Source organism: Pseudoalteromonas luteoviolacea CPMOR-1 (assembly GCF_001625685.1).
Classification (GTDB): Bacteria; Pseudomonadota; Gammaproteobacteria; order Enterobacterales; family Alteromonadaceae; genus Pseudoalteromonas; species Pseudoalteromonas luteoviolacea_K.
In genome coordinates this window covers 69,173-81,874 of record NZ_AUYC01000030.1, presented here as the reverse complement: position 1 = coordinate 81,874, position 12,702 = coordinate 69,173, and the positions used below count along the sequence as shown (strand labels likewise).

At 41.7% G+C, this 12,702-nt stretch carries 9 protein-coding genes; 5 read left to right on the top strand and 4 right to left on the bottom strand.

Annotated elements, in window-relative coordinates:
• Nucleotides 1–69: 69 nt before the first annotated feature.
• On the bottom strand, nt 70–2,010 hold the full coding sequence (locus tag N473_RS12800) for a RecQ family ATP-dependent DNA helicase (RefSeq protein WP_063368247.1): 1,941 nt from the start codon (nt 2,008–2,010) through the stop codon (nt 70–72).
• 288 nt (nt 2,011–2,298) lie between these two features.
• Here N473_RS12800 and N473_RS12795 point away from each other — a divergent pair, with 288 nt between their 5' ends.
• The 5 genes from N473_RS12795 (at nt 2,299) to N473_RS12770 (ending at nt 10,567) form a co-directional block, all read left to right on the top strand.
• On the top strand, nt 2,299–2,724 hold the full coding sequence (locus tag N473_RS12795) for a GNAT family N-acetyltransferase (RefSeq protein ID WP_063368246.1): 426 nt from the start codon (nt 2,299–2,301) through the stop codon (nt 2,722–2,724).
• A gap of 101 nt (nt 2,725–2,825) precedes the next feature.
• Nucleotides 2,826–3,461, top strand: a complete 636-nt coding sequence (locus N473_RS12790; protein WP_063368245.1) for a hypothetical protein — start codon at nt 2,826–2,828, stop codon at nt 3,459–3,461.
• 483 nt (nt 3,462–3,944) lie between these two features.
• Nucleotides 3,945–4,922, top strand: coding sequence for a GGDEF domain-containing protein (locus tag N473_RS25855; RefSeq protein WP_081221152.1), 978 nt, complete (start codon nt 3,945–3,947; stop codon nt 4,920–4,922).
• Nucleotides 4,923–5,521: 599 nt separating this feature from the next.
• Nucleotides 5,522–8,755 (top strand): ATP-binding protein, encoded by a 3,234-nt coding sequence (locus N473_RS12775; RefSeq protein WP_155735603.1) that lies wholly within the window; start codon nt 5,522–5,524, stop codon nt 8,753–8,755.
• Nucleotides 8,756–8,905: 150 nt separating this feature from the next.
• Nucleotides 8,906–10,567, top strand: a complete 1,662-nt coding sequence (locus tag N473_RS12770; RefSeq protein WP_231099568.1) for a tannase/feruloyl esterase family alpha/beta hydrolase — start codon at nt 8,906–8,908, stop codon at nt 10,565–10,567.
• 104 nt (nt 10,568–10,671) lie between these two features.
• Here the strand turns inward: N473_RS12770 and N473_RS12765 are convergent, their stop codons facing one another.
• From N473_RS12765 to N473_RS12755, 3 genes are all read right to left on the bottom strand, one after another.
• Nucleotides 10,672–11,064: a hypothetical protein gene (locus tag N473_RS12765; protein WP_039610212.1), complete on the bottom strand. Its 393-nt coding sequence runs from the start codon at nt 11,062–11,064 to the stop codon at nt 10,672–10,674.
• 343 nt (nt 11,065–11,407) lie between these two features.
• The gene (locus tag N473_RS26520) at nt 11,408–11,812 is read right to left on the bottom strand and encodes a DUF4177 domain-containing protein (protein ID WP_196766409.1); all 405 of its coding nucleotides are present in this window, start codon (nt 11,810–11,812) and stop codon (nt 11,408–11,410) included.
• Nucleotides 11,813–12,145: 333 nt separating this feature from the next.
• Entirely contained in the window at nt 12,146–12,523 is a 378-nt protein-coding gene (locus N473_RS12755) for a DoxX-like family protein (protein WP_063368241.1), read from the bottom strand.
• Nucleotides 12,524–12,702: the final 179 nt, after the last annotated feature.

Below are 12,702 nucleotides of genomic sequence, written 5' to 3'. Positions count from 1 at the left end.
AAAATTCTAGTCAGCTGAACAAAGAGGCCCGCAAGGCCTCTTTTTTCTTGCTGGGCGATTGCAACCAGATTAAACCAACCCAAGCTGAGAAAGCTTGCTCTCAACCTGTTTATATCTCAAAGCACTACAACAGCCAAAACCAGACCTCTGCCTAAACTTATTGGCCGTCGACATCGGCGTTGTCATGCCAGTTAAAAACCGCACCAGTACTGCGGCTGTCGCTTCAATGCCTGCTTGGTTGAGGTAATTTTTTAACCCATTGATGTCATCTCTTAATTGCTGATCATCTGGAAAAAGCGGCTCTTGACTAAATTGCAGTTGCGCAGAGCTTCCTCGACACACGCTACAGTGCCCGCAGCTTTGCGGCACTTGCTGATCGTCAAAATATCTGGCTAGGTTATTAGACAAGCAGTTTTGCAACTCAAAAAAGCGTAACATGGCGGCAATGCGCTTTACTTCCCCAAGCTCCTTATCAGAAAAATAATCACTTAACTTGTTAGCGAGCTCAGGGGCGTTCAAAGCCGTCTCATCTACTTGGTAGACTTGCATCATGCGCTTAGATTCAAGCAAGATCATGCCTTGCTCATGTAGATAATCCAATGCTGCTACCACGCGGCCCCGTTCTAGACCTTGATTGACCAAAGCGGTCATATCAACCGTACCCCACACTTTTTTAAAGTCGGTGTTTGACACGATCTGCTGAATAAACGCTTGGCGATTTGCGTCGAAGGAGCTCAGCACTTTGTTTTCTGGGTGCAGCCATTTAAAACGAAAATCAGCATAGAATGCGTATTTGGCTTCCAGCACACCAAACAGCTCCAGTTGTACAAGTGCCGTTTTTAGTGCAAGCAGACGAATGTTTGTCGCCTTAGATACACTCAGCTCTTGCATTTCCCAAAGCCCTTGCGACATTGACGAGCGAATTTCATCAAGCAATGATTCAATATTGCCAAGCTCAGGCGTGTCTGCATACACAAAGTTCTCAAGGGTTGACACCCCGTCTAAATTTGCCAGCGTAATACATTTCGAGGGCTGTCCATCTCGCCCTGCACGGCCAATTTCTTGGCTGTAGTTTTCAATAGATTTTGGTAAGTCATAATGAATAACAAAGCGAATGTCTGACTTATCAATCCCCATCCCAAACGCGATGGTGGCGACGATAATTCGCTTTTCATTATGCATAAATTGCTGTTGGATCTGCTGCCTTACGTCATCTTTTAAACCTGCATGGTAGGCAACCGCGTCTTGCCCTGCCGCTTGCAGCTGTTTTGCAACTTCTTCTGCCGTTTGTTGCAACGTAACATAAATAATACCGCTGTCTTGTGTCTGGCTTAAAAACGATAAAATCGTCGGCAACTTCTCACTCTCGGTGCAGGCCTGAATACTCAAATCTAAATTGGCGCGATAAAACCCTGTTTGCACGATATGCTGCTCATCTATGACGAATCGATGCGCCATATCTCGTTTTACTTTTTTTGTTGCGGTTGCTGTTAATAGCAGGACCAAAGGAATATTCAGCTCATTGCGAATTTGCGGTAACTTCAGATAATCGGGTCTAAAGTTATGACCCCACTCTGAAATACAGTGCGCCTCATCGACCACCAGCATAGAAATGGGCACTTGCTTGATAAAGCCACGAAAGCGCTCATTTTTAAAACGCTCAACAGACACCATCAAAATTTTGATGTGACCATCTCTCACACCTTGCATCACACTTTGTGATTGCTCATAGGTTTGCGTCGAGTCTAAACTTGCGGCAGGGATCCCCTTTTTATTTAAAAACTCGATTTGATCTTGCATCAAAGCAAGCAAGGGAGAAACCACTAACGTGAGATTGGGCAAATGTAATGCAGTTAGCTGATAGCACAAGGATTTTCCCGAGCCCGTTGGAAATATCGCCAAGCTAGACTGGCCATCAATTAATTGCTCAATGGTTTGTGCTTGCCCAGCCCTAAAAGCGCTAAATCCAAAATACTGTTCTAGCGTCTGGTGTATATCTGCTTGATGCATAAAGTGTCTCGTTGTGATGTGTGAGCATAAGCGTTGGCCATCTTATTTAGCCAAACAGCAGGTCAAATGCTAATTCACGCCCATAAAAATTATGTATTTTATGATACCAGCTATTAGGGCACCTTTGCTTCACATATGACGAATTTCATTTATTTTGCACTTCGTGCAAACAATGAGTGCTATCTATCGCTTTGTATTTGAACAGTACTGTTCCAATCGCCTATTATTTTGTGCGCAAAACATCCAAACACGTATTATTAAAGCCCATGTTTTTATAAGGAGTATTTAATGGCACATGTGCGCCAAGCAACCATCACTGACGCTGATAAAATTCATACACTATCGAGCTTTTTAGGCTACTCAAACACGACCTATGACGAAGCTCAGCAGCGGCTGGCCTATTTACTTGAATCAACCAATGATGATGTTTGGGTATGTGAGGTAAATGGACACATTGCTGGGTGGCTTCACGGGTTTAAAGCGCACCGACTAGCCTCTGATATGTTTTATGAAATAGGCGGTTTAGTCGTTGACCCAAAAATCAGAAAGCAAGGTGTTGGCAGACGACTTGTTGAACAAGCTTATCAGTATGCTCAAACGCTAAATGTGGAGCTTAAAGTTAGGTGCAACTGCAAACGTGTGGAAACCCATGAATTTTACAACAGACTTGGCTTTACCCAAGCAAAACAGCAGAGTGTATTTAGCAAGCGCTAAACCCTGTTTGGCCAAATAAATGCACGTGTAATGCAATGAAAGATACATTTTTATCAATGCACATTACACTGTCGGTATGAAAAGCACAGGGAGCCAATGAAATGTCTTTGCCAAATCAACAACCTCACTACAGAACAATCACTAGTAGATTAAAGCCACTCGCGATATCTACCAGCTTTTTATTGCTTTTTGGCTGTAATACGATCAGTTTAACGGGCGAGTCAATCGCACTTGAAACGGTGAATAATGACTGTATTGGCAAGGTAGAGCAGCATACAGGGCTTGTGCCCCTACCAGATGAAAAGCTCCCACCTGGCGTGGTTATGCCTCAGCAACAAGGTGGATTATGCAAAGGGCAAGTGTTTGTTACGACAAAAGAGATCACCATCTGGCGTGCATGGAATAGTGAGTACAGTGGTTCTAAACTTGGAAAGTGGTGGACCTTCGACAAACCTCGAGGCTCTATCTCTCAATATCGGCGAGACAATGTGATCTGCCCGAGTTACTCCCCTTTAGATATGCTCGTCAGTTGTAAAGTTAAAGTCGGTACACAAGTCGTCGTTGGCCCCGGGCAAAGTGCTAAATGCAGTGATTACTTTAGTTACCCTGCATCAAAAACAAATCAAATATACTTAGCGGATGCTGGAAATACCACATTAGTTTGCCAATCTTATGATGGCCGGTTTTCATGGCGAGAAGCGCCGCAAAAAGTGGTCAAATCCGCAGAGTCTCTGTAGCTGAAACCACACAATCCGCAGTCTTACCTAAGAAGGCTGAGTTAACTTTTACGCGATAAAACAAATACTTAGCCTTGATAATACAACTTAATCCTTTGACTTTAGAGATGATAACTGTAAAAAAGCTGTGCTCTGTGAAGCTAAAGTACAGCGCTTGATCCCTACATGTCATACTAACTCCACATACAAAATTGATAACGCGATCCTTTGGTGGCAAATTTTGGCTGGACAATTATCAAACAATCAAAAGGAATTAAAAATGAAAACGCTAGTAACTGTAAGTGCAGCACTTCTGATGTCATTCATGGCAGCACCTAGCTTTGATGCGCAAGCAGCAGAGCAGTACAAACAAATCATCGTATGACTGCCTTCAAAAAAGGGACACTGTTGATGATTTAAAATTGTGATTTACACTTATACCTGTAGATATTTTATTTTTTTGAAGGTATTCCTATCCTTAAGTTAAAAGAACGCTTTGGCGCCTTGACTAAAGCACAGCCAATTCTCATTAATCGATATCCAACTTATGCTGCTTACCTACTTATCGTAACGGCTGCGTTTTTGCTTTATTACCCTATTCATTACGCCATAGATCATAGTTATGGGCTAGCCTTCGCGGTTGTTATTGTCATTGTCGCATTGCTTTTTACCTCAGTCAGACTATTACAAGGGCGGCTTAGTGTATTAAAGTGCCTGGTTTTAAGCGCAGTATTGGGTAGTACACTCATATACTTTTCATTCCAATCCCCCATCATTGCTGTCATTTGGTTACCCGCTTTCTTAGTTGGCGTTTTTATGGTGTTCCCTTTCAAAATGGCCTGTTTAACAACTTCATGCTGTTGGGCTGTCATTACCTACCTGAACTTTATCAGTTTGCATATGGAAATTGCCTTGAGATCTGCCATGTCGTCAGGGCTTGTTTTGCTCCTGACAGCCGTGATTGTAAGAACCTATAACGAAGCAATTCATGCCGCTGAAAGCGTCGCAACACAAGACCCACTCACAGGTGCACTTAACCGACGCACGCTGATAGAAAATATTGAACTCGAGTCAGAGCGTGTCACCAGATATGGACAAACATGCTCTATCATCATGATTGACTTAGATAACTTTAAAACATTAAACGATAAGCTGGGTCATGGTATTGGAGATGAAATGCTCGTTAACTTCGTCAAGCTGATTAGCCAATATACACGTAAAAATGACAAGTTATTTCGACTCGGCGGTGATGAGTTTATGCTTCTGATCCCAGGCATGGATGCCGAGACAGCAAAAAGCTTTATTGCACGTATTCAAAACCTAGTGCCGTCTCAATTATCAGTCGAAAGTGTTGCGTTGGGGATGAGCTTTGGCGTCTGTGAAATCACAGCCAATACTGCGATTGAACAGCTGTTAGAACTGGCAGATCAAGCCCTCTATGAAAACAAAGCCCAGAGAAAATCTCAGCAAAAAGAAGGTTAAGGCCATTAATCTAGCGTTGAGTTTTCATTCGTTGAGTTGTGTTATTTAAAATAACTAACAAAGTAGAGAAACATGCCTACAGGCTCTTTCAAATATGTAAAACAAGTGGTTGCTGACAAATCAAATACATGTGTCTCTTTGAACAATGCTGATGTTAGCATCCACTTAAAAAAGAAAGCTTAAGAATCAATACATTAATATCAATAACCTTATCAGACCCTGTGAGCAAATCGGCCATTACGGGTGAATTACTACCATGCTCATATAACGACCTGTGCATTGATTCAATTTTCAAGCATCGGCGACGTCATAGTAAGCCAACTGCCTCTCACTTATTATCAATACTTTCTAATTCCCTTATCCATCGAATGTGATAACATAATCTTACTTTCAAAGGATTGCCATGTATCTGAATTAGCTATACTAAAATTCAACTTGTAGATTGGCCTTAACAGTAAAAATAAGCTAAAAATGTATCAGATTACATAATAAAAAAATAAACTTATCACTCATTAATGGCTATATAAAAACTCTCTTTAGGAAGTATATTTTTGTATCGACACATCATTTGCTTACTATGCGCGATAACAGCATGTTTTGTGTCTTCACACAATGCTTCACCGCATAATGCTGTTTACAAATTGAGTGCAGAAAAATACCAAACGGCTACATGGATCGATACATCAAAGCTTACCTTGCCCCAAGGTAGCCCAGTGCTTAAAAATTCTAATCAAATAGACTTAGATAAGCCAGATCCCATCAAGTGGACAGAGATAGGCCTCTTTACCAGACAACCTTCTCCTTTTGTTGAAGCTTCATTTACTGCTTCTTTTGACGCTGTCGACAATAGCACCAGCGCCCCGCGTTGGACACAAGTAAAACCCGCTCAATATGAACTTAATTCATTATCAGATATACGACACTTCTCTACTCGGCAAGGTTTACCGACTGGCGCGGTGTATAAAACAGTTCAAGACAAGGCTGGTATGTTATGGCTGGCGACCAATGGTGAAGGGCTCTGTCAGTATATTGGTGATCATTTCAGGTGTTTTAATGATAGCCATGGTTTGAATAACAACAGAGTATGGGATATTGAAACCTTAGGGTCAGAGCAATTAATACTGGCAACTGACAACGGGCTTAATACTTTCGATGGGCAACGGTTTCATACCTTAAAAATTGCCGACAAGTCATTTACTGGCAAAGTAGACCATGTCGCAATGATTGGTGAAACCCTCTTTTTCTCCAGCAATAACGTCTTATATCGCTTAAAAAGTAATACCCTTGAGCAAATCTCCCCTCGTACCCCCTTTAAATTAATTAATGACTTAGAAGTTGACGGAGATACCCTGTGGATTGCCGCAAACTCCGGCCTATTTCAGTTATCCAAAGGTAAATTAGCAGAATTTAAATTCAACAATGCGTGTTTAGGTGCCATAAATACAGTAACAAGCACACCAAGTGATGTGTATTTTGCGCTGCGTTCAGGCAATGTCTGCCATATTAATAAATCAACACTGTCTACGGCACGTTTGAGCGGAATAAATACACCAAATATCACCACGATGTATTTTGATACCGAGCAAAATATGCTCTGGCTGGGTGACGACAGCCAAGGTGTATTTAAGGTCAGTCACCACTATGCGCAAAATTTCAATAAACAAAACGGACTGAGTGACAAACACATACGCAATATTATGAAAGACACTCAGGGCAATATTTGGGTATCCACATACGGTGGTGGTGTAAATCGAATAAAAGACACAGGCTTTAAGTTACTGACCAGACGCGGCGGATTGCTCAATGAACGTGTCAGTGCATTAGCCAACATTCATGATCGTCTGTGGTTAGGCCAATATGGTACCGGCATACAAATACTTGATAATAAAACATGGCTTGAACCCGCTGCCCCCATTTACAATCGTTACATACACAGCATTGCACAAGATCAACACGGTCGAGTGTGGTTAGGCAGTCGCCAAGGGGTAACTGTTTTAGGCAAACAAAATAGTGTGCATATTTGGCGTAAACAAGGACTCTCGGCTGATATTATTCATCAAATCGTGCCCGCTCCAGACAACTGTCTATATATGGCAACACATAACGGGCTCTATCGTAGCTGTGGCAAGCAATTACAGCTATTAGACGTGTCTAAGCGCAAATATATAATCGATGTTTTTATTGATAACTCTAAGCGCGTTTGGTTTGTTACAAACGGAGACGGTACATTTTATGTGGACAATGACACTGTGTATCGGTTTACTGAGTCAGGTGGATTACCCAGTAATTGGGCATACAGCATCGAACAAAGTGAAAACAATACTTTATTTCTCGGCACCAGAACAGGTGTTTTGGCATTAACACAAGTGAAAAATCAGTGGCTTGGACGCCATATCAGTACTCAAGAAGGGCTCAGTAGTAACATCGTGCTTGGGCTAAAGTATCACCAAGGTTATCTGTGGATAGGCACAGAACGAGGTAATAACCGTCTTCTCACACAATCACTCTTCGATCCAGCCAGTCCGCTCAAATTAGACGCTTTTGTGTATGACAATGGTTATTTGGCGGTTGATGCCACCCTCAACACAGCTGCCATGCTTGATGATACCTTCTACTGGGGCTCAGGCAGCGGTCTAACTTACTTCAAACCTGAACACCTAGATATTACTCCGAGTTTAAACACGCAATTACTCGAAATCGTATCCTTAGATAAAGACGGAAAATACAATTACCCCTCGATCGATCCAAAAAATAGCCTTACTCAGTTTTCACCAGACACGTTGCAAATTTTATTTAAGTTCACGCACAATGACTGGTCTTCTCCAGAGCGAGCCTTGTACCAAACTCGCCTCCTCGGTAGCAGTGAAATCTGGAGCGAGCCATCCACATCAAGCGAGATCACTTATAATCACTTATCTCCTGGCGAATATGAGTTTCAGGTGAGAACCAGTTCACCAGGAAAGGTTGGTGATCCAATTAGCTACTCCTTCCAATTGTTGGCCCCTTGGTGGCAAACAAAATGGGCATATGCGTTAATGCTAACCCTCTTATTCATGCTTATGTATCAGGCTATTAAGTGGCGATTTAAGATTTTAGCGACACAACAAAGAAGCAAAGATCGTGCAGAATTTTCCGAAGCATTATTAGCTCGAAAAAAGCAACTGCTTGCTGAAGTGTCTCATGAGATCCGCACTCCTTTAAGTGTATTGAAAATGTCCATAGAGGGTCTGGAATACAACTTATTAGACGACAGTGAAAAAACCTACGAGCTACTGCACAGACGTATTGGAGATATTAATCAGCTTGTTACGGACATCGAGCAACTGGCCATGACCGAACTTGAAGAGCGAGCTCTTAACTGTAAAGATATGGCGGTTAAGCCTTGGCTCACTGCATGGTGCCAAGATGCGCAAGCAAGAGTAGCACAGAGACCCAATACACAGTTTAATTTCAGTATAAAAGTACCAATAACAACAAAAATTCATGCCGATATCGATCGTTTAACACAGGTGCTCTCTAATTTGCTATCAAATAGTCTTCGCTATACTGCGCCGCCTACAACAATCGAGTTAAATGCCTATTTAAAACTTGGGCAACTGGTAATATCAATTCAAGACAGTGCACCTGGCGTATCAAATTCTGAGCTCACGACGATATTTCAACGAATGTATCAAAGTGAAAAAAATAAATCTCTCTACAAAGGAGGAACTGGGCTTGGGCTCGCTATTTGCCAAGATTTAGTTGCCCGCCATGGAGGCAGTATTTCCGCTGCTCATAGTGAATTGGGTGGCGTTAATATCACCATCACATTGAGTATTTCGAGCCTGAAATAAAAACAACTCAACTCGTCATATAAGTGCCTCTGCGTACGCAAATTAACAAGTAATAAACCCGTCCCCTATTGAGTTTCTAAAGCGAATACAAGACAATACCCACAATTGATAATAATTATCAATTGCGATACCAAAAGGAGATAAATGGGTATGTCGATAAAAACTATCATGAAAGGTAAATCGATTTGGTTACTGGGCCTGACGAGTCTATGTGGCTTTTCAAATTTCACGATGGCAACACCTGCAGATCAGCAACTCAGTGCTGAAGAGCGCGCATGTATGTCACTTAGGTTTGATGACTTCTCTAAACTCGAGCGTGGAGAAGCCGCTACAAATGTAATTGAATCCAGTTTCATCAAAGGCTACACAATGAATGCCACGGAATCAGAGTGGGCATATAAACACAGTAGGCTCATGGGTGCGCCTATTCCTAAATCGCAAACAAGTTTGCCTGATCATTGCCTCGTTCGCGGCTATGTTACACCAACAATACGTTTTGAGTTACGCCTGCCCTCCCGAGCACTTTGGAATCAAAAGTATTTACTTAATGCGTGTATGGGCTTTTGCGGTGATGTTAGTCCCTACCCTCCTATGGCTGGCATTGTTAGACACTACGCCACGATGAGTCATGACGGTGGCCACACCGCATATGGATTTGATGGTAAATGGGCACGAAACAACGAACAGCTCAAAATAGACTTTGCGTACCGTGCAAACCATGTTGTCGCCGTTGCCGCCAAAGCAATTATTGAAAAGTTTTACCATTCACAGCCTCAATATTCATTTATCACTGGTTGCTCCAAAGGTGGTCACGCCGGTGTAATGGCTGCCAAACGATACCCTAATGATTTCGATGGCGTGATTGCCAGAGGGCCTACCGTCAATTATACAGACGTAAACCTTATTAACTGTATGGATAATGCACGTGCGGTGCTCAACGACAGAAATGAACCCATTTTATCTTCAAGTGAGATCCCAATGATAGCCAGCGCAGTGATGGCAGCATGTGATCATAAAGATGGCGTGATAGACGGTGTAATCAACGACCCCAGACTCTGTGATTTTGACCCACAAACTATGGCTTGCGACCCTGGGCAAGTCACCAACTGTTTATCTAGCCAACAGGTCAATGCTGTAAAGGCCCTTTACGCCCCATCTAAAAACGCCCAAGGAGAAGTGATTTATGGTGGATTACCCTATGGTTCGGAGCCTGAGTGGGTTGGCTGGGTAACACCACTGCTCGAACAGTTGAAACCTTTCGCCTATTACGCTGCTACCGAGTACCTCAAATATATCGCGTACCCAGAAGCACTTGATGTGGACTATGATTGGCGGGACTTTTCTTACCAAGATGAAAAGCAGAACTTACAGGAAGTGAGCCAGTTAATTGATGCAGACGACCCCGATTTGCGCGAGTTCAAAAAAAGTGGGGGTAAAATGATCGTGTTACATGGCTGGGCTGACGCAGCGATCCCCGCCTATGCGACAATTGACTGGTATGAAAAGGTCGATGCTTTTATGCAGAGCCATGATCACGAAGTCAGAGACTTTGCGCGACTCTTTTTATTACCTGGTGTTATCCACTGTGGTATAGATGGACCAGGCAATGCCACTTTCGATGCCATCAACGCTTTGGAAGCTTGGATAATTGGTGGTGTTGCGCCAGATAGCCTGCTTACACAAAAGGAAAATACACAGGGAACTGTGATCAGAGCGCAACCTGTCTATCCTTACCCACTGCAAGCTATTTATGATGGTAGAGGCGACCCAACAAAAGCTTCGAGTTATATATCTGGCTTTCTAGCACCTTAATTAAACTAGGAGCAATGATGCATCTGCATCTTTGCTCCTGACTTTACCTACTTTTATGTACGTTGGTGCACAAAGTAGTGCGCGAGTCTAATTGAATGTGTTTATTAAATGCTTTGTTCAGTATTATCGGTATTGGGCTTAGCTCGAAGTAGTTTAATAAATATAATCAACATGATTGCCGCAAATAAGTTAAACCCAATATGTGTATGTTCATGAGTCAGAGCAAAGGAAAATGAAATAGGGCTTTCAAATGACCAGGCAAAACCCGAAGTCTCGATACGTATGACTTGTACCAAGAAATAAAGCAAACCAATCCATAGCGCCCAGCGCTGGTTTTTAAGCGTATATATACCGGACACAATAGGCAAAATCGACACAGCCAGTAGAAAAGCTAATAGCAAATTCAGTTCCATAGACGTAAAAATCAAGTACCCAGTCAAACCCAATCCAACTACCCCGGATGTAACCAATGCCCAACCCGCTATTTTTTGAATCATACTACCTCTCAAGATTGCTTTTCTGTCGTTAATACTATTCGCTCTGTTTGTTTTGTTTAGACAAATAAACCTAAAACAAATCACCTGTTGAGCGTATCGCGCTCATACTATTAGTAATTAAACAATATTGCACGCTCTTTGTATTTGGTGCGGTAAGAACCCTGTATCCTCTCATTGGGTGCTGATGCAAGCCTAAGTCTCCTTGAGCGCTATAATCTTTATTGCAATAAAGGTCTTGCGATATGCTGTTTGACTTTCTAATGTCTATGAAAAGAACAACTTAATGTCATTGAAATAATACAATCAAGTTCAACTCAACTACAAACACCGTGTTGTAATATGGTTATTCAACTAACTCGCGCTCCAAAATTGCAATCATTTTTTCAGACTGCCCCATATTGGATGAAGCAGGTAAAACCATTTGCTTTAAACGCCACCCATCTTTACCTTCTGCATTTAATGCCTCGTCAATATCTGGTGTGCCCTGTTTAAAAATCCCAAATTTAAACGGCAGTTCTAACGTTTTATATTCATATTTTGTCATTGTCTTTGGCTCCTCGTGGTCCAACTCGCTAATACTCAGATCTAATGCTGATGCAATCGCTTTTTTTGACTGTAACGACGCCGTGCCTTCTGATTCTATTCTTTGCACCGTTCTTAGATTAAGCCCAGATACAATTGCTAACTCATCTTGAGACCACGCTTTATCTTGTCTTGCACTGAGCACTAATTCAGCATTTATTTTCATATTTGTTGTGACCGTTCATTCTTTGAGATTTTATTATGTGGAAAGCGCTCGTATGCTGTTACGCAAGTTTGCCGATTGTTTTACGTCACTTATACGACAGCACTATGTGCATCCGTACACATTAAACTCTAACCACATGAAAATTATACTTATAATTATTAACTTTCATATTATTGGCAATCAGCAATCTGGCTAAAAAAACGCCAACTTTTAAGCGCAACACACGTTTAAGTCACTTATGCAATGAGCAAACAACTTTGCTCTGCACTGCCAAACTCTCAATAAATTAGATAAAACACGCTATTTTGACAACGGGCGAAAGTCAAAAGTCGGCTAGGACTTTTTATGTTCGGCGCTTTCTTTGAGTAAGATATAGCTTAAAGCAATCAGTGGTATATTGGTCGTAACCGGGTTAAATGCTTCAATTAACAACTGAGGCTGTAATACATACACAGCTATGAGTAAACCTATTAAACCAAGTATATTTAACACATTGATGAGTTTATGCTTATAAAGAAAGAAAAACACCAAACCAAATAATACCTCTGCTACTCCAGCAGTACGGGTAATCATAATTGATACTTCTTCTGAAAAGCCTGCACTAGAAACCATTAGGCGCTCCAATGGTGCAACATGAACTAACTTTGGAAAAATACCATGGTATAGCCAAGCGAAACAGATGACATATCGAGCAATTTGAATTGTGGACAAAACGAAACCTCTGGTAAAAACGAATTAGAATATAAATGCAGTGAAACTTTTATTTAGCTGATATATAAAATAAGAATGACTTTTGAATCATCATTAAAAACCTTTGTAATAAAAGTCGACAGTTCAACACAATTGCCCCATATAACCCTAATGCCCAAACCGCTTTTTATCCTAAGTTA